The 18051-nt window shown below is 55.2% G+C and carries 16 protein-coding genes, 5 tRNA genes and 1 pseudogene; 10 read left to right on the top strand and 12 right to left on the bottom strand.

The features are described 5' to 3' along the window. The first annotated feature begins 4 nt into the window (after nt 1-4). The 9 genes from C816_RS03920 to C816_RS03880 all read left to right on the top strand — a co-directional run bounded on the left by C816_RS03920 (nt 5) and on the right by C816_RS03880 (nt 5684). Nucleotides 5-721: a response regulator gene (locus tag C816_RS03920; protein ID WP_016321112.1), complete on the top strand. Its 717-nt coding sequence runs from the start codon at nt 5-7 to the stop codon at nt 719-721. Nucleotides 722-751: 30 nt separating this feature from the next. Further along, nucleotides 752-2563, top strand: a complete 1812-nt coding sequence (locus tag C816_RS03915) for an ATP-binding protein (protein ID WP_016321111.1) — start codon at nt 752-754, stop codon at nt 2561-2563. A 212-nt stretch (nt 2564-2775) separates the two neighbouring features. Next, nucleotides 2776-4056, top strand: coding sequence for a hypothetical protein (locus C816_RS03910; protein WP_016321110.1), 1281 nt, complete (start codon nt 2776-2778; stop codon nt 4054-4056). A gap of 179 nt (nt 4057-4235) precedes the next feature. After that, on the top strand, nt 4236-5042 hold the full coding sequence (locus C816_RS03905; protein WP_016321109.1) for a two-component system regulatory protein YycI: 807 nt from the start codon (nt 4236-4238) through the stop codon (nt 5040-5042). A 125-nt stretch (nt 5043-5167) separates the two neighbouring features. After that, nucleotides 5168-5242, top strand: a tRNA-Gly gene (locus C816_RS03900). Nucleotides 5243-5250: 8 nt separating this feature from the next. Then, nucleotides 5251-5327: transfer RNA gene (locus C816_RS03895), tRNA-Arg, on the top strand. Between the two features lie 48 nt (nt 5328-5375). Further along, nucleotides 5376-5452: transfer RNA gene (locus C816_RS03890), tRNA-His, on the top strand. Between the two features lie 45 nt (nt 5453-5497). Continuing rightward, nucleotides 5498-5572, top strand: a tRNA-Gln gene (locus tag C816_RS03885). Between the two features lie 36 nt (nt 5573-5608). Further along, nucleotides 5609-5684 (top strand) — tRNA-Lys (locus tag C816_RS03880). Between the two features lie 271 nt (nt 5685-5955). Here the strand turns inward: C816_RS03880 and C816_RS03875 are convergent. From C816_RS03875 to C816_RS03855, 6 genes are all read right to left on the bottom strand, one after another. Beyond that, nucleotides 5956-7017, bottom strand: a complete 1062-nt coding sequence (locus tag C816_RS03875) for a tyrosine-type recombinase/integrase (protein ID WP_016321108.1) — start codon at nt 7015-7017, stop codon at nt 5956-5958. Between the two features lie 114 nt (nt 7018-7131). Further along, complete coding sequence (locus tag C816_RS03870; protein WP_016321107.1) at nt 7132-7380, bottom strand: helix-turn-helix domain-containing protein; 249 nt, start codon at nt 7378-7380, stop codon at nt 7132-7134. A 178-nt stretch (nt 7381-7558) separates the two neighbouring features. Then, a complete protein-coding gene (locus C816_RS03865) occupies nt 7559-8053 on the bottom strand; it encodes a sigma-70 family RNA polymerase sigma factor (protein ID WP_016321106.1) in 495 nt (164 codons plus the stop codon). Nucleotides 8054-8380: 327 nt separating this feature from the next. Beyond that, entirely contained in the window at nt 8381-8812 is a 432-nt protein-coding gene (locus tag C816_RS23415; protein ID WP_016321105.1) for a hypothetical protein, read from the bottom strand. A gap of 18 nt (nt 8813-8830) precedes the next feature. Further along, nucleotides 8831-9553, bottom strand: coding sequence for a DUF4367 domain-containing protein (locus tag C816_RS03860; RefSeq protein WP_016321104.1), 723 nt, complete (start codon nt 9551-9553; stop codon nt 8831-8833). Continuing rightward, nucleotides 9540-10103 carry an RNA polymerase sigma factor gene (locus tag C816_RS03855; RefSeq protein WP_016321103.1) on the bottom strand — a complete coding sequence of 188 codons (564 nt, stop codon included), beginning with the start codon at nt 10101-10103 and terminating at the stop codon, nt 9540-9542. The genes C816_RS03860 and C816_RS03855 overlap by 14 nt, the downstream gene beginning before the upstream one ends. A 472-nt stretch (nt 10104-10575) precedes the next feature. Here C816_RS03855 and C816_RS03850 point away from each other — a divergent pair, with 472 nt between their 5' ends. Further along, nucleotides 10576-11028: a hypothetical protein gene (locus tag C816_RS03850; RefSeq protein WP_040654602.1), complete on the top strand. Its 453-nt coding sequence runs from the start codon at nt 10576-10578 to the stop codon at nt 11026-11028. A 210-nt stretch (nt 11029-11238) separates the two neighbouring features. On the opposite strand, the pseudogene C816_RS25535 reads toward C816_RS03850, so the two are convergent. From C816_RS25535 to istA, 6 genes and pseudogenes are all read right to left on the bottom strand, one after another. Beyond that, nucleotides 11239-12195 (bottom strand): annotated as a pseudogene (locus tag C816_RS25535) (DUF6744 family protein). 30 nt (nt 12196-12225) lie between these two features. Then, nucleotides 12226-12918 carry a hypothetical protein gene (locus C816_RS03835; RefSeq protein ID WP_016321099.1) on the bottom strand — a complete coding sequence of 231 codons (693 nt, stop codon included), beginning with the start codon at nt 12916-12918 and terminating at the stop codon, nt 12226-12228. A 13-nt stretch (nt 12919-12931) separates the two neighbouring features. Then, the gene (locus C816_RS03830) at nt 12932-14002 is read right to left on the bottom strand and encodes a hypothetical protein (protein WP_016321098.1); all 1071 of its coding nucleotides are present in this window, start codon (nt 14000-14002) and stop codon (nt 12932-12934) included. 22 nt (nt 14003-14024) lie between these two features. Continuing rightward, nucleotides 14025-15857, bottom strand: a complete 1833-nt coding sequence (locus tag C816_RS03825) for an AAA family ATPase (protein WP_016321097.1) — start codon at nt 15855-15857, stop codon at nt 14025-14027. 85 nt (nt 15858-15942) lie between these two features. Continuing rightward, entirely contained in the window at nt 15943-16740 is a 798-nt protein-coding gene (gene istB / locus C816_RS03820; protein WP_016320839.1) for an IS21-like element helper ATPase IstB, read from the bottom strand. Beyond that, complete coding sequence (istA, locus tag C816_RS23410) at nt 16733-17938, bottom strand: IS21 family transposase (protein ID WP_016320838.1); 1206 nt, start codon at nt 17936-17938, stop codon at nt 16733-16735. The genes istB and istA overlap by 8 nt, the downstream gene beginning before the upstream one ends. Nucleotides 17939-18051: the final 113 nt, after the last annotated feature.

Genomic DNA, 18051 nt, shown 5'->3' with positions numbered 1-18051 from the left:
TTTTATGGACAGACAGAAGACCGTCCTCATCGTGGAGGACGAGAAGAACATCGTGGACATTCTTCGCTTCAATCTCCAGCGGGAGGGCTACCAGACCCGGGAGGCCTACGACGGGGAGGACGGGCTGAACAAGGCCCGCTCCGAAAAGCCGGACCTGATCCTGCTGGACGTGATGCTGCCCAGGATGAACGGCTTTGAGGTCTGCCGCGCCCTGCGGCAGGCGGGGGACAACGTGCCGGTCATCATCCTCACCGCCCGGGAGGAGGAGACGGACAAGGTCCTGGGGCTGGAGATCGGCGCGGACGACTATATCACAAAGCCCTTTTCCATGCGGGAGCTCATCGCCCGAGTGGGCGCCAACATCCGCCGCACCGCCATGGCGGCCCCCGCCGCGGCCACAGCCGCCGCCGGCGCCATGGCGGTGTCCGGCAACCTCTCCATCAACACGGAGAGCCGCCAGGTCTTCCGGGACGGCCAGGCCATTGACCTGACGCAGCGGGAGTACGAGCTTTTGACCTTCCTGGCCAGCCACCCCAACAAGGTCTATTCCCGGGTGGATTTGATGGAGCAGGTGTGGAACTACGGCTACGTGGGCGACGACGTGCGCACCGTGGACGTGACGGTGCGCCGCCTGCGGGAGAAGATCGAGGTGAACCCCGCCAGCCCCGCCTATATCCTCACCCGCCGGGGCGTGGGGTACTACTTCTCCGTACAGGAGTGACCCGGAAAAGACTGCGAAAGGAGGCCCGCCATGTTCCGAAGTCTTCACATGAAGCTCACGCTGATCCTGCTGCTGCTGATTACGTCGCTGATGGCGGTGGTGGGCGCCTTTCTCACGGTCAGCGTCTCCAGCTTTTACATCAACACCTTTTACCAGCAGATGAGCGACGTCTTCGGCGGGGAGAACAACAGCTTTGTCTTTGACCTGCGGGGCGCCGCCGCGGACCCGGAGGACCCCGCCGGCCGCGTGGCGGAGATTCTGGAGGCCAGGGCCGGCTCCCTGGGCGTGGACTACCGGACCAGAAACTATTTTGTGCTGGACGGCGAGACCGGCGCCTATATCTCAAGCTCCGCCGACGAGTCCGTCCTGCCCCGGCAGCAGAGCGTCAACCTCCTTGCCGCCCGGAACGCCGTGCTCCGGCAGGACGAGACGGCGGTGGGAGACGAGAGCGACATCACCGCGGACTTCATGGACGTGGCGGTGCCGATCATGGGCGGGGAGAACGCCTTCATCATCTATATTCTGGACAACAAGGACACGGTCTCCGGACTGAACTCCCAGCTGTTCCTGATTATTATGCAGGCTCTGGTCATCGGCCTTTTGATCTCCGTGCTGCTGAGCTTTCTGCTGTCGAAAACCATGGTGGGCCCCATTGAGAAGCTGACCGCCGGCGCGGAGCGGGTGGCCGCCGGGGACTTCGGCGGGGAGCTGCTGGTGGAGTCCGCCGACGAGATCGGCATCCTCACCGGCACCTTCAACGAGATGGCGGACATCCTCCAGTCCACCTTGGCCGCCGTGGAGAACGAGCGCAACAAGCTGGATACGCTCTTTCTCCACATGACCGACGGCGTGGCGGCCTTTGACCACAGGGGCCGCCTGATCCACTGCAACCCCACGGCCACCGCCATGCTCCAAAGGCCCGTGGACACAGACTGCTCCTACGACAGCCTCTTTGGCTCCGTCCACCCCTTCCGGGAGGTGCTGGCCCTCCAGCGCCCCGACCACGCCGAGGGGGAGCTGGTGGTGGGGGGCAGCACGCTGGAGCTGTATCTGGCCCCCTTTTCCGGCCAGGACAGCAGCGGCGTCCTGGTGGTCCTCCACGACGTGACGGAACAGCACCGCAATGAGGAGCGGCGCAAGGAGTTTGTGGCCAACGTCTCCCACGAGCTGCGCACCCCCCTGACCAATGTCCGCAGCTACGCCGAGACTTTGCGGGAGGCGGGCGGCGACATCCCCCGTGACACCGCCGACAGCTTTCTGGACATCATCATCAACGAGACGGACCGCATGACCCACATCGTCCAGGACCTGCTGACCCTCAGCCGCCTGGACGCGGGAGACGCGGAGCTGGTGCTCTCCCGCTTCCCCTTTGAGGAGGCCATCGAGAGCGTGGTCCGGGCCAACGCCCTCAACGCCAGACAGCGGGGCCACGAGCTGGTCTACGACCCGCCGGAGAGCCTTCCTCTCATCGTGGGCGACCGCAGCCGGCTGGAGCAGGTGATGATGAACATCATCGGCAACGCCGTGAAATACACGCCGGACGGCGGCCACATCCGCGTCACCGCCGGGGCTACCGACGGGGTGGCCTGGATGGAGGTCTCGGACGACGGCATCGGCATTCCGGAGAAGGACCGGTCCCACATCTTCGACCGCTTCTACCGGGTGGACAAGGCCCGCTCCCGAGAGTCCGGCGGCACCGGCCTGGGCCTCTCCATCGCCCTGGAGATCGTCCAGCGCCATCAGGGCGTTCTGGCCCTGGCCCCCCACGAGGGCCCCGGCACCACCGTGCGCCTGGAGCTGCCCGTGGGCGGACCGGACTCCAAGATCCTGTCCGGAGAGTGAGCGCACATCTTTAAGCGGCTGAACAGGCTCCGGAACTTGTCTGATAAATGGCGGAATGTTCAGCGGCGAGAGATTGTTTCGCCAATCAAGGCAGATTTTTGCAGGCGGGCTGACGCCCAGCAAGAAAATTTAACGCAGAGCAGCGGATAAAGATCCACCGTTTGGGCGTTTTGACTTTTTCAAACAAGGCCTAAAGAAAGGGGAGAACGGACATGGACGAGAGCAGGCGGAAACGCCGGGACTTTTTCCAGAACATCGCCATCGTTCTGCTGGCCCTGTCCGCGGCGTTTTTGATCGCCCAGACCCAGCTGTACAGCCTGGGTCTGGACGCCGGAAACGGATATCTCCAGTATCTGGCGGGAAATTCATCCCAGACGCCGGACGTCTCCCAGACCGCCCTGACAAGCCTCTCCGCCCCGGTGCGCCTGGCGGTCACCGGCGTGTACGGCGGGCGGTACGGCAGCGTGACGCTCACCACTGCCGGCGGGGATTTTGAGCCCGTGGGCGGGCTTTTGCGGGAGGCGCTGCGCTCTGTGCAGTCCTTCACCCTCTGCGAGAACAAGGCGTTTTTGGAGGCGCTGAACGGCACTTCCGTCTACTGCGACTTCCTGGAGCCCCTGCCCCTGCCGGTGCTGGCGGGACTGGTGGGCACGTCCCTGGACAGTGATCTGTCCGTCCGGCGGCTGGTGGTCTCCGCCCGTGAGACCGATGAGGCCATGCTGTACCTGTGGTGCGAGGGAGATGTCTGCCGGCAGGGGACCTCCGCCGTCTCCGCGGAAGAGCTGGTGAGTGTGGTCAGCGGCTACGAGCTCAACGGCGCCTATTTCGCCCTGGACGGCGGGGAGCCGGACAGCGCCGGCGCGGCCCCCTGCTCCCTCTTCCCCCTGGAGCTTCCGGAGCTGCCGGTTCTCTCCTCCGCCTCGGCCCTCCCGGACAGCAGCGCGCTGCTGTCCGCCTTGGGCTTTTATCCCCGCACCAACTCCCGCTACACGGAGTCCGGCGGCGTGGAGGTAATCACCGACGGCGACCGCACCCTGCGCCTCAATCCTGACGGCTCGATCCGCTACCGCAGCGGCGGCGACCCGGCCCTCACCATTGCCTCAGCCGGAGAGGAGCCCACGGTGACGGAGGCGGTCATGGGGGCCAACGCCCTGCTGAACACCCTGCTGGCCGGTCAGACCAGCGAGGCCGGGCTGTATCTGACAGGCGTGCGCCAGACGGAGCGCGCCGCCATCCTCACCTTCGGCTGGCAGTCCGGCGGCGTCCCCATCCGCTTTGACCACGGCGGCAGCGCCGCAGAGGTCACGCTGTCCGGCGGCGTGGTGACCGGTCTCATGCTCCGCTTCCGGCAGTATGCGGACACCGGGGAGACCTCGCTGCTGCTGCCCCTGCGCCAGGCCCTGGCCATCGCCGTGCGGCAGGTAGGCGCGGAGCTCTCCATCGGCTACGTGGACGACGGCGCCGCCGCCTCCGCCCGGTGGCTGGCGGATTAGGTCTTGTTTGACGAAGGGCAGGCTGCCCAACGGCGAGAGATTTTTCCGCCAATGAAGGCAGATTTCCGCAGGCGGGCTGTCTCCCGGCAAGAAAATCGACTGCAGAGCGGCGGAAAAATATCCGGCACTTTGCATGATATGAAACGGACGCTCAAATCTCAGACAAAGGAGCCGCGCGGATGGACCGGTATCAGCTGAAAAACGTTATCATTTTGATCCTGCTCCTGGTGAACGGCTTCCTGCTGGGCTCCATGGCCTACCGGGGCACGGCGGCCCGGGCCGCCCGGGAGCGGTCTGCCGAACAGCTGGTGGAGCTCTTCGCCGCCGACGGCATGGAGCTCTCTCCCGCCGCCATTCCGGACGAGGAACCACCGCCCTGCCGCATCCTGACCCGGGATACCGCTCTGGAGCGCTCCGCCGCCACAAATCTGCTGGGGGGCAGCCTCCGCCACTCCGAACGGGGAGGGGTCTATTCGTACAGCGGCGCGGGCGGCGCGGCGCTGTTTCGAGAAAACGGCAGCTTTGAGGCCGCCGGCACCCTGGCCGCCTCCGGCGGGGAGAATTTCTGCCGCAGGTTCTGCCGGGATTTTCACTACACGGTAACCTCCGTTCAGCTGGACGACGCCGGCAGCGGCACCGTCACCGCCCTCCGGGAGTACGGCGGGCTGACGGTGGCCAACTGCGCTGTGACCTTCCTCCTGGAGCAGGACGCGGTGGTATCCGCCCGGGGCACGCTGCTGCCGGAGACCTCCGCGGAGACCGCCGGAGACCCGGAGCTCCTCTCCGCCCAGGCCGCCCTGACCGCCTTCCTGGCCATGCGCCGGGAGACCGGCGCCGTGGCCTCCTCCATCACGGAGATGTCCCTCTGCTACGAGCTCCAGAGCTCCACCGCCGCCCCCATGTCCCTGACGCCGGTCTGGCATATCGTCACCGACACGGTGGGCTACTATGTAAACTGCGTCACCGGCGCCGTGAGCCAGTACTGACCGCCGTTGGTTCTGGCCCGGGCTGCCAATTTCGCAAAAATTTTCAAAAGAATGCGTCCGACTACTTGACAGCCGCCCGGTTTCGTGGTATTCTATCTCAGCTGACAATTTCCGGGAGGGCGAACGCAGGTGTAGCACAATGGTCAGGGCACCAGCCTTCCAAGCTGGGGATGCGAGTTCGATTCTCGTCACCTGCTCCATCAAATTCGCGCCAGTAGCTCAGCTGGATAGAGCAACTGCCTTCTAAGCAGTAGGCCAGGGGTTCGAGTCCCTTCTGGCGTACCATCTCTCCCGTGGGAAATGTCAGCGGGCGTTCCGTATGGTTTATATGTGGTGGGTGTAGCTCAGTTGGTTAGAGCACCGGATTGTGGTTCCGGGTGTCGTGGGTTCGAGTCCCATCTCCCACCCCAACAAAAGCAGGGGATCGGGGTTACCCCGGTTCCCTCTTTCCACATAGGGGCGTAGCCAAGTGGTAAGGCAAGGGACTTTGACTCCCTCATCCGCTGGTTCGAGTCCAGCCGTCCCTGCCATTTTTCTCCGCCTGCGGGCGGTTTACAGCAGAATATGATCCGGTAGCTCAGTTGGCAGAGCAACTGCCTTTTAAGCAGTGGGTCCGGGGTTCGAATCCCCGCCGGGTCACCACAGGAAACCCTTGAGCCGCAACGGTTTGAGGGTTTTTCTGCTTCCATTTTTACCCTGCTGTGCTTCCTGTGTTTTACCGTGTTTTGAGGCTATTTGCGGTCATTTTGTTGCAAAAGTGTTGCAAATTTTTTGAGCCTTGAACCGATTGCCGCCCAAGGGTTTGCGGGGTTTTGGACCGTGCAGGCAATTAAAAGCGGCATAGAATTACCCTCCGCCATTTCCCAATCGGCGCTCTGTTGCAAATTTGCAACAATTGAACAAAATTTTTCTCTTACGTTCTCAATGCTTCCCGCACTTTTTCTGCGGTTTTTGTCTTTCTGGACCTCTGGTCGTAGTGCGTATAGACCCTCAGCGTCATGTCCACCGTGCTGTGTCCAGCCAGGTATTGGATTTCTTTGATATCCAATCCGGCCTCAAACATACGGGTAATGTAAGTGTGGCGGAGGATATGTGCGGAGATGTGTGTATCAGGAAGTTCCGCGCTGATGTGCCGCCACATGCTTTTGTAAGAAGATTGTGTCATGGGTTTGCCGTCTTTCATGGTGAACACGAATTTGGAATGGGCTTTGTGTTTCTGTTCTTCCAGCCAGAGCGCCAGTTCCTCCGACATGGGGATATCCCTGCGTCCTGCTTTCGTTTTGAGGTCATCGCTGATTGTGGTTGCCTTTTCCTTGATGATGGCATTGTGGCGGACATGGATGATTTTTTCTTGGAAATCAATGTCTTCCCACATCAAACCGATGATCTCGCCTCGACGCATCCCGGTGTGGAGGGCAATCAGCAGGAAGGTTCTAGCCCGGATGTCTTTGACCTGTTCCAGAAGCAGACTGCTTTCCTCCGGGGTCAGGGCAGTCTTTTCTTCTGCCCGTTTGCCGCCAGCTTTCAGCATACTGCTCACAGGCGACTTGGCGATGAGGCCATTTTCCATGGCCACGGTGAAGATGCTGCGCAGGTGGATTAAAACTTTTGACTGCAAGGAATTGCTTTTTTCAGCAAGGCCAGCCATAAGCGCTTGAATCTGCATAGGACTGATGTCCTGGAGCCGGTAGCCGCCAAGCTGGGGCAAAATCTGATGATTGAGCACATATCGAATTGCATCCAGGCTTTTTTCACGGAGATAGGGTTTTTTGTAAATGTCAAACCACATCTGTGCGAGATGCCCAAAAGTTTCTTCACTGCATACATCCACTCCAGCTTTGACTAAAATCTGGACTTGCAAAACCTTTTCATCCAGCTCCTCTTGGGTCTTGCCCCTGAGATATTTCCGCGTTCCGTCAGGTAGTTGGACCGCTTTTGTAAAATAGGTGTAGTTCTTTTTGGCTTTTGAGGCCATTTGGCATTCTCCTTTCAATAATGCCTTGTGATTCAGAGCAATAAAATTATACCGTATTCCTTTGAAATCCACAAGGAATTATTTTATTTCTCTACGCCGGGAAAAGTAAATGCCTCACTTGATCTGCCACTTCCCGGGCAAGTCTTTCTTATACGCCTCGGATTTGGGCTTCTCCGGCCCCACAGAGCCCTTCTGATAGGCCTCCAAGGCTTCAATAGTGACCAGGTACTTCCTGCCCACGCGGGCGCTGGGAACGGCTCCTGTGCGGAGCAGCGTGCGGATGGCGGTCTCCGTCAGGCAGGTCTGAGGGTCGCTTTCTTGGAAGTAGGCCGCCGCTTCCCGAATTGTCCGAGTACGTACCATGTATTTACTTCCTTTCCTCAATAATTGTCAAGATAAAAGATGCTCCCCGGGTCTTATGTTGCCCGGGGAGCATCTTTTATCTTGACAGTCTAATCATAGCACAGAGTAAAAGGACATTGCAAGTCCCATATGGTGGACAATTAGCGGACACTGTGACTAACGGGTTATGTATGGATAATCACCTTTTGGGATTCTCCGCAAAACCATACATCTTTGCCAGTTTTTCGATTGCACGTTTCTTGATCCTACGCATGGTACGGGAAACAATTCCGAGAGATTCAGCGACAGCCTCTTGACTGAGTCCCTCAAAATAAGTCAACCGTATTACCACACTTTCCCGCTTTTCCAGAAGCGAGACATAATAACGAATCCGATCCTGCTCGGACTCCAGTTCCAAGAGGCGACGGGCAATTTTATTAGCGGCATCTTCATTCATACGGTCCATCCGCTCCTGATAATTCAGAGCAATGTACATGGTCTTGTCGGAGATACGGCCCTTGCGGCCGCCTGTGCTGTCACCATGGGCAAAAGACATCCCCTCAATCATCTCTTCCGGCGAAATATGAGCTGTATGCTGCATCTCATAATGCAGAAGACTAATTTGAAGCTCACGTTTCGGGTAGCTTTCCAAAATATTGACAACATATGCTTCTATATTCTTATTTGTGTTCATATGACAGGGTCCTTTCCAAACAAATTTGCATTATCAATCGTTCAACGGCAAATTTATCAGGCGGAGACCGGCATCTGGCATAGGAAATGAGGGTAAAAGAAATGCGGCCGATCCCACAAAACAGCGGTAAATCGGTCGCCTGATAAGCATTAAAGAAAATGGCCGGCCTTGCGTTTTGCGGCAGACCGGCTATCTTAAAAGCGTTGATTGTACTTAGAGATGTCTGGAGCATCTCTGACAAGCACCAATGAACTTATCTCCTATGCGCTGTATTTTTTATGCACTGCATACCGGCAGAAAGGGAAATGCTTGAACGATTTAGAAAGATTAATAGGACTGCACTCGGGACTCTTCGGAGGTTCTGTCAACAACGGTTCCTTTTGAATCTTTCACAACAACGCTGGCAATTACCTGATAACTGTGGCCTTTCTCCACAGTGTAGCTTTCATCAACAGTACGAAGACCGCCACCGTAAACACTCCAACTCTTAATTGTAGTTCCGTCTTGCTGCAAGGATACTGTAAGAGTAGACGTGTAACCACTGCGGGACCGAACTTCTCCCCAGCATTGCGCAGCTCCATTTGAATTGATGGTGAGATTAGCCCCCAGTTTAGAAATGCCAGTATATCTGGGTTCAATTTCATCAATAAATCCTGTGCTTGTATCGCCCGCAGCGCTTGCAATATTGGTTGGAGCTAAAACAAGTGCGAAAGCCAAAAGAAAAGCAACGGAAAAATAACGTAAAGCAAGATTTTTCATAGCACCCTCCAAAGTATGTTATTTTAGAATTACATGTTCTGCTACTTGAATAATAGTAGTTTCAGCTATCCCCTCTCCAAATATTTCCCACAACACCCCTGTTTCTGGATCGACCCATGCAATCTGCACGTCTCCTTCTTTTTCGATCATTAGCGCAGACTTTCCCTGAATTTCTAATGGCTTCACTTCTGCGTCCTCAGAGTCCAAACTTATTGTGACATTAGGATCTATATAAGTACTCACTTCAATTAGACGGGCATCTGCCGCAGCATACTGTTTCCAAATACTTTGGCTGCTCCGGCGTTCCTCTGTAAAAACATATCCGTCAGGAAGCCACTCCGCTGAAATGTCATAAGGTGTTGCAGTGTTTTTAATCGTGACAGGCGCCTCCAGACGCAATTGAGCATGAGTACCGAACCTGCCGATCAGCATCCGGAAAGATTCGGAAAATGCGTATGCCGTTGTAAACAGGGTGCTGGCTATCATAACTAGTACTGCAACCCGATACATGACTTTTTTCAGCGATTGCAAAGTCTTCTGCCGCCGTTGAACTGCAAAATAGCGATCAATGATTTGAATGCACCGCTGGTTTAATGCTTCCGGCACTGCCACATTTGGATCTTGCCGCAACATCTCGTTTTCCCGATCCAGCCGTCTGCCCTCATCTATAGCGACTTCTTCCATCAACAGCGCAAAATATGCATCAGTATATTTTTCCAATAATTCTTCATGTCTCGTCATTTACTTGCTCTCCCTTCATTAGATCCAGTGCTCTTTGCCGCGCACGGAACAGCAGCATTCGAACACTGTCCTTTTGGCAATGATACTGCTTTGCCAAATCCTCATTAGATTCCTGCAAGATGTACTTTCGGTAAAGCAGTTCGCGGTCCTCCTCAGAGAGCAAGTGCCAGACTCTTTTTAAATCCTGCATACTTTCTGCGTATTCCAGTGCCTTTTCAGAAAGTAGTGCCTGAGATGGGTAGTGGTCAGGTGTCACAGACAGAGGGGTAGTATGGCGCTTTACAACAGATTGATGCGTTTGAAAATTAATTGCTGTATTTCTAACCGTATACATGATGTACATCGGCAAAGCATATTGTGGCAGACTTCTTAGCTTTTTGACTTTTCCGCATAAACGTACAACGGCATCCTGTACAATGTCTTCTCGGTCCTGTTGAATAGACACATAGCGTGAGGCTGTTGCATACATTTGGGCTTGATATGATTCGTAAAGCGCCTTTAAAAAATCCTGATCACTTTTGGTTTCTAATGGAGTAATGGGCAAAAACAAATAGTTCACCTCCCAGCAATCCCCCCTGTGTTTTATAAAACAGGATTATTCATATTTCGCAACCAGAAAAATGGGGGACGAGTTGCTTGTTGAAATACGCAAAAATATTTCGAGGAATATAATACACTAATAATGTAATTTTTCAATAATACATTATAAAAACAACAAAGGAGTTAAAAAGATGGCGACAAATCATAACTATAAAACAGGGACCTATAATGGTATACTCCTGCACATGATTCGCACAAGGGCGCGCAACATTACCCTAAAGAATCTCCGTTGTTACAAAAACTTAAAAGAATCTGGTTACTATGGTGTAAACGGCGGTTTTTTCAACTGGCCAGGTGGTACTAATGGGCGGCGAGTAATTAGTCTGGCGTAGGTAGACGGGCATGTTGTAGGGCCGAACGCAAATGACGGAAACTCGAATAATTGGAACGGCGGCGGTATTATTGTTTGGAACGGTAGACAATTGTCTGCTCTATTCAATAAGCCAAGCACGGATGCGGCTAATATTGCTGGAACCAGCGCAGTGGGAACGTGGGCACAAGGTGGAATTTCTCTGTGGCTGGGTTACTCCGATTATGATACTGCGGTTGCAACTGGTAATGGAGGGGAGAAACCGGCCCAGGCGTATGACGATAGAGTTGCGGCCAGAACGGCACTGGTTGCGGATATGAATATCAACTATGTATATCTGATTGCAACTGAAAATGCATGTAACTATAAAAACTTTCGCAAAGCGATTCAGGAATACTTCGATATTACAGATGGCGGTAAAGTTAATTCCAGATATGCCGGCGTTATGCTTGATGGCGGTGGGTCTACACAGATGAAAGTCAACCGATCAAATGATGAAGATGTTGAAATCCTGGGCGACAGCCGCGGGTTAGCCGAAATTATTGCCTTAAAGGACGAAACTTGATTCTTTGATTAAAAGTATCAGATATTGAAGTTCTCAACAGATAACGACATCATACCATATATAACAGAATCTCACAATGGGATAATATAACAAAGCAATTGCTTTCAAAAAATAGTGTGACCATACCATTGGAGAGCTTTTCTCTGACCCACCTGTGTTTCATCCAAAAGAAGGATCGGAGAGGAAATCCTCTCCGATCCTCAATTCTAGTTATGACGCTTTCTGAAATCGTATGTTCTTTGCCCGGGTCTGAAGCTCCTGACCCAGGAATTTCAGCGTACTGAACTCATCGTCCAGCCCGTCCAGCTCCCGGCGAAGCACCTGCTCATAGTGCCGCTTGCGCTCCTCCAGCCCCTGGATCTTCAAGGCCCAGCGCTCCATGACCGCCGGACTCTGGCACCCGGACTGGATGAAGTAGTCCGCCCGTTCCTGGTATTCGGCAATCTCCTTCTTCACCGCCGCGTAGAACTCCTCGGTCATCCTGCCCCGCTGTTTTTCATCGTCGATAATGTAGAAGGAGTTGACCACCAGAGGGGTCCCTTTCTGGTTTCATTCTCCCAGGAAGTTGAGAAACGCCTCAAAGGTGTCCACCTTCTCCATGAAGGTCCGGGGAACGAAGTAGAGGTATCCGGTGATACTGAGCTTGGTAGCCTCAATGGACCGCAGGAAATTGGTGCAGATCGTCTCCACCTGCTTGCGGTTGGCGCAGCGCTGGTAAAGTTCAAACAGCTCCTCCGCCTGGCGGCAGCATTTCCGCACGTCCACTACGTCGTCCATCACCAGATTCTCACAGCGGAACGAGCCGTCCCGCTTGTCGTAGCTGATGTTCGCCAGCTTCTCATACTGGTTGGTCTGCTGGTTCAAGGTCTCCTTCACCAGCTCCCGGGAGAGGATTTCAGATGTACGCTTGTTGTCCCGGCAGTAGGCCAGGTAGATGTGGGACTCTCCCATCCGGGTGACGGGGATGCGCTCCTGGATATCGCCGGTGGCGGAACGGAAGGCGTCCGAAACGGACAGCCGCTTGCCGCCGGCATAGGGGATGTCCAAATCTCCGCAGAGCTTGGCCAGGGCGTCCTTCTCCACCAGGAGATTCGCCAGGGAGAAGTAGAGGAATTTCCCCAGCATATGGTCCTTGTCGCCCTCGGCGGCGCCGATAAAGTCCCGCATATCAAAAAAATTATCCATGCTGTTCCTCCTTTATTTATCGCACGAAAGCAGCTCAATTGAACGATAGCACTCCGGACACAGAGGATTCCTTTCAGGGCGGCTCGTTTCGAGGTAATATGCCTTTTCAAGGTCATCTTGGTGGAGTAGAGTAATCGAACCCACTCGCCGGATGTCCGTATCACAAATTTCCTGGTAGGTAAAGCTATATGGCGTCGCCCGGTCATAAAACCGAATCTCCCGAACGTCCGGCCTCTGAAATTTGTCCCGCAGGCAGTGGACCAGCTTATGCCGTATGGTCTTGTCAACCAGGCATTGACGCAGATTCCGCTTATCACAAAACACCAGACGCGGGGATTCCAATTCCTCCAGCGAAAGCATTTTCCATTCAGCCTGTGCGCCCTTATACCGGCTCTCTTTAACAAATGCCGCCAGATCATCATAAGGAAGCCTTATAGAATCACTGCGAATCGGCTGCCCGGCACCAGACCAGACAAAACAGATAAAAAGCTCCCTTGACCAAAGGAATCTATGAAAGTACGCTGAAAGAGAAGATTCCTGTTCGTCACCGCTCACGCTTTTAGAAAGAACCATTTCGTCCCGCTCCAATTCCTCAAACTTCTCTCTGGGAAGATAAAAATGCGGAGAGGCTTTATGCTCCAAGCTAAAAAGTTGGGAATCAATATATGACTCCGACGCAATGACTTTTACTAATGTTCTGCCCATAAACACACCTCCTTTACATCGTCGCAGCTCTCCGGCTTAAAAGGTAATCGTCTACCCCCTTATAGGCCGGATTCCAGGTATATTTGTAATATCTGATTCCCGGGATGGTCTGCACCTCCCGGCGCATTTCGAGAACGGCTCTGCACACATTCTCATTGGTCATCTGGTCCATGTCCATAGCCTCCACGATCTCCCGGACACCCAAATCAACCAGGGTATCCTTCAGCCCGTGGATGGCGTTGACGCCGCCGATGCAGACAAAGAGCGCGTCGTTCGTCAGGAAACTGGCGGCGTCGCCCTTCAGTGGTCCCTCCGTAATGAAGGCCCGCCTGCTGGCGGTATTTCCGGTGACATGAATCCAGGAATAGCTGCGGGTCCCATCCGGCAGGCCCCGGCTGGAGAACCAGCGGTATTTGCGGTCCGGTTTATCTGCGTCGTCCAGCCGTATTTTGAGTCCCTGGATCAGTCCGTCCTTGTTTCGGACGGGAATCAGGAACCCCCTGGGCCCGCTTATGGTCCACTCGCCGTAGTATGTACGGAAACCCGGCAAGCCAAACAGCTCATGGCTGCCGGCTCGGAGAAGCTCCGCGAGGAGCCTCCGGCTCCGGTCTGTCTCCGGCATACTGCGGTACTGGTTCTCCTGGATACGCTCCGGGGAAAAGCCCCGGCCCAGCAGGTTGTCTCTGTGCCTGCCCAGGAGCGTCAGATGCTCCAGCATATCCGTATAGGCGGCATGGCGCTGCTCCAGAGGAAGCGGCTGCCGCTCCGTATTTCGAGGCTCCGGCTGCTGTGGAAAAGGGTAGGTCTTGACCTCCCTGGACAGCTCCCGAAAAGCCTCTTTGTTGCTCATTCCCTTGATTCGGGCGTACAGGGAAACGCTGTTCCCGCGGGCCCCGCAGAGGCTGCAGCGGTATTGGTCCGTATTTGTGTTGAGGTTGAGGTGGTATTTCCCCGGCCCGTGGTCGCCGCAAAAGGGGCAGCTGGCCTCGACCTCCAGACGATTGAGCGTCCGGGAGTCGAGGACCAGCCCGCACCGCCGGGCCGTTTCCACGATGGGGATCTTCTCATAGACCAAGCGGTACACCTACCCCTCTAAATCAGGTCAATCACGCGGCTTTCTGCTGCCCCGCCGCCGGGGTGGGACTCATGGGCCCTACGGACAATTCCGCGCCGTGTACGCACTTGGCCAAAATCACCTGCCCGGTGGGCCTGGCGTTGGCGAGATCGTCCACAGACTCCATATTGTCCACGAAGACCGGGTAATTCCGTCCGGTGAGGCGCTTCATCATCTCGGAGACCTCCATGCCCGCCCGAATCTTCTCGGACAGGGACAGCCGGTCGTAACGCCGCCCGGCATAGGTGAATTTGAAGGCGTCCTTGGCTTCCCCGGTGGTCTTTACCACATCGTAGAGGGAAATCTCCACCCGGTTCATCTTCAAGGCAGAAAACAGCATCTCGGCCCGCTTAGAAACATACTGCGCCGCGTTGGAGATCTGCTTTTTCAGCACCGCGATCTTCTGGTTTGCCTGCTCGATCTGCCCGTCGATGTCCTCCGGCGTTACAGCCACAGCCTTTTCCGCCGCTTTCAAATCAGCGGCGCACTGTCGCAGCTCTTCCCGGCACTCCTTCAAACGGTCAAACTCCTCCTGGCTGAGATTACCGTACTCAATGGCGGCGCTTACCGTCTGAATCTCCTGCCGAAGGTTCTCTGCCTCCTGGGGAACAGACCCTGCCAGGGTCCGGCATTGGGCCTCCAGCTCAGACGCCTCCTGAGACCATTTCTCCAGGTCATCGGCCTTGAACCGCTCAAAGGTGTCGGCGGCTTGCTTGTCCAGCCCCTGGAGCTCCTGCAGCTGGGCCTGTCTTGCCTTACCCTCGGCGAGAATGGCATCGGCGGCCTTTTTGATCTCCGCCTGTACCTCCGGCAAAATATCCGCCGGAATGGAGCGGTGGCAGGTGGGGCAGGGATTCCCGGCGGAAAGGAACTGATAATTTTTCCCTTCCTGCTGGTAGCGCAGCCCCAGACTTTTTACCTGGGCGGCAGTTTCCGCCAGAGGCTGGGCGTACTTGGACTGGTACTGCTCCGCCTGCCGCTCGACGATTTTTCCCCGGAGGACGTGAAGCTGATTCTGTTCCTCTCGGCCGCTGTTGTCCCGAAGGGCCTCCTCGTATCGGGTGCTGAGGTCTACCAGCTGCTCCCGTAGGGCCGGCACATCCAGCCCGGCAAACCGCTTTTCTTCCAGAGCGGTCAATTCCTCCTGGAGCGCGGCCTGCCGTTTAGAGGCTGATTCGGTCATTTGAAGCCGGGTCTCGCCCTGGGCCTCCGCCTGATCCCGCTGGCCCTGCATGTAGAGGATGCTTTCCTCCAGATTGCGAATGTCCGCCCGCTTCTTTTTTAGATAGGTTTCCGGCGAGAGAAGCGGTTCCCCCTTCAAAGCCAGCGCCAAATCCGGAGACAGCTGTTTCAGGACATTCTCCACCGGAAGCTCCGGCAGATACATTTCCAGAAGGTTCTTGCCCTTATCCCCCAGCTCCTCAATGAAATAGAGGGGGTTCAGGATGGACAGGAATACATCGGGCTCTCCAAAGAGGTCCTTCAGGTCCAGCTGGCGGATCTCATGGCCGTCATAGGTGATCCGCATTTTATTGTTCTGCCGGGTGCGAATCAGCTCATGGGCCTTGCCGATATCCTCCACAAAGCGCATAGCGATGTACACGTCCGGGTTTTCCTCGTTGTGCAGGCGGTCGATGCCCCGCTCTCCGAAGAAGGGAAGCCCCGTGACAGCGAAGGCGATGGCGTCCGCCACGCTGGTTTTTCCCCGGCCATTGCCGCCGGTGATGATGGTAGGATTTCCGAAAACCAGCTCCGTGGGCTCCTGATAGGACTTAAAACCGGAAATAGTCATGCTGGTAATCTGAAAAGATCTAATCCTTTCCATAAAAAACTGTCAACGCCAATTTGAAATTGTAAGAAAACGCCGAAGAAATTTTGTAGTTTTTCGGCGGGGGGGGGGGGTAACAGAATCAGTTATTTCCTTGCAGGAAAAGAGTATTTACGATTTGCTGTTTCTGGCGCATAAATTCCTTGCGCTCCTTCAGGCGGTAAGACTCACCCTTGATGTTGATAACGGTGCAGTGATGCAGTACACGATCCAGGATGGCGGAGGCGATGGTGACGTCGGCAAAGACCTCGTTCCACTGGGAGAAGGTTTTGTTGGAGGTGAAGACGGTGGATGTTTTCTCGTACCGCCTGGCAATGAGCTGAAAGAACAGGTTTGCACCCTGGATGTCCATGGGGAGGTAGCCGATTTCGTCGATGATGAGCATCCTGTACTTGGCCAGAACCTTGAGCTTGTCCGGCAGACGGTTCTCAAAATGGGCCTTCTTGAGCTGTTCAATGAGCTGGTGGCAGTTGATGTAGTAGGTGGAGAAACGGTGCTGTGCCGCCACCAGGCCCAAAGCGGAGGCCAGATGGGTCTTGCCCACGCCGGGCGGGCCGAGGAAGACCACATTCTCCCCGTTTTCCAGGAAGCGCATGGTAGCCAACTCATCGATCTGGCGCTTGTCGATGGAGGGCTGGAAAGAGAAATCGAAGTCGTCCAGGGTTTTCTTAATGGGAAAGCCAGACATCTGGATCTGCTTCTCATAGGCCCGTCTCCGCTTGGATTTGGCTTCTTCTGAGAAAATGTGATCCAAAACCTCCACAATGTTGAGCTTGTCCGCCACCGCCCGTTCCAGGTAGTTGTCCAGAATCTCCAGGGTGTTTTTCATTTTAAGGGCTTCCAGGTTTTCCCTCAGCCTGTCCATAGTAAATTCAGTCATACAGCACCTCGTCATATCTGGATAAATCGGAGGGCTTCAAGGGGAAATCTATTACTTTGCCCTGTTCCAGCAGAACATTTTCCGCATCTATTGTCTGTTTCAGCGTAATCCTTCTATAGTGCTGAGGATTGACAACCATGTCCTTCCTTTGATACGATATTCGATGCAGAGCGATCTGCTTTCCCTCATAGTAGGCGGCCAGCATACTGTCGAGGGCCACGACTGCCACATCTTTGCCGATGTACTCCGCTGGCACGGAGTACTGATTCCCGGCGTATGAGATGAGGCAGTCTTTTTGTACCCGCCTAAGGTTGATCTTGTCGATGATGTACTCACGGGAAAGAGGACTCAGCCCCTCTTTTTGCAGCCGTTCAAAGGGAATCTCGTTGGTGGTGGCATGGACTTTGCCATTGACCTTATTACACCAAGCCAAGGCTTGTCCATTCAAATCTGCCAGGCTGTTGTACTTGATCCCGACCATGAAGTTGTCCCGCACAAACTGCACCGTCCGCTCCACTTTTCCTTTCGTCTGACCACGATATGGCCGGCACAGGATGGGTTTGAATCCATAGAATCCCGCGAAGTCCTCAAACTGCCGGTTTAGTGTGGAGTCCTCCTGCTTCAAAAGCCGCTTGATGACTACCTGCTTCATGTTATCGTACAGAATCTCCTCCGGGTAGCCTCCGAAATACCGAAACGCGTTCTGATGGCACCGTATCAACGTGTTTGTGCTCATATCTGTGACAAATTCGATGTACCGCATCCTTGAGTACCCCAGAATCATGAGAAAGCAGTACAGCTTCTTCCACTTTCCGTCCTCGTATACCAGGTGATCCTCGAAGAATCCCCAGTCCATCTGCCCTTGCTTTCCTGGCATCGTCTCAAACCGCACCGTTGCTTTCTCATTCAAGTCCATCTTCCGGCTGCTCACATACGCCTTGACAATACTGTAACCTCCGTCAAACCCCATCTCCCGCAGCTTCTCCAGTATCCGCAACGCTGAATACGGCGCCTCTTCCAGCCACTCGTCCACGATCTGCTTGTACGGGTCCATCTTTGTTGGCTTGGGTTCGCTCAATGTGTACTCCGGCTTCTGCGGCGATTCCGCGTACCGCTTTGCCGTCCGCGGGTCCATGTGGTACTTCCGTCCCAGCTCCACATAGCTCAGCCCTTTTTGTCTGTCGCTTCGGATATCCATCCACTGTGCTCCTTTCATTTTCTGACTCCCTTTCCGGGCTCTTTCTCGCCCTGATTGGGAGTCTATCTTTTTCCCTTCACCTCCGCCACTAAACTACATTTTTTCCTCGGCGT

Source organism: Oscillibacter sp. 1-3 (assembly GCF_000403435.2).
GTDB lineage: Bacteria > Bacillota > Clostridia > Oscillospirales > Oscillospiraceae > Oscillibacter.
This window is presented reverse-complemented; position numbering and strand designations above follow the sequence as displayed.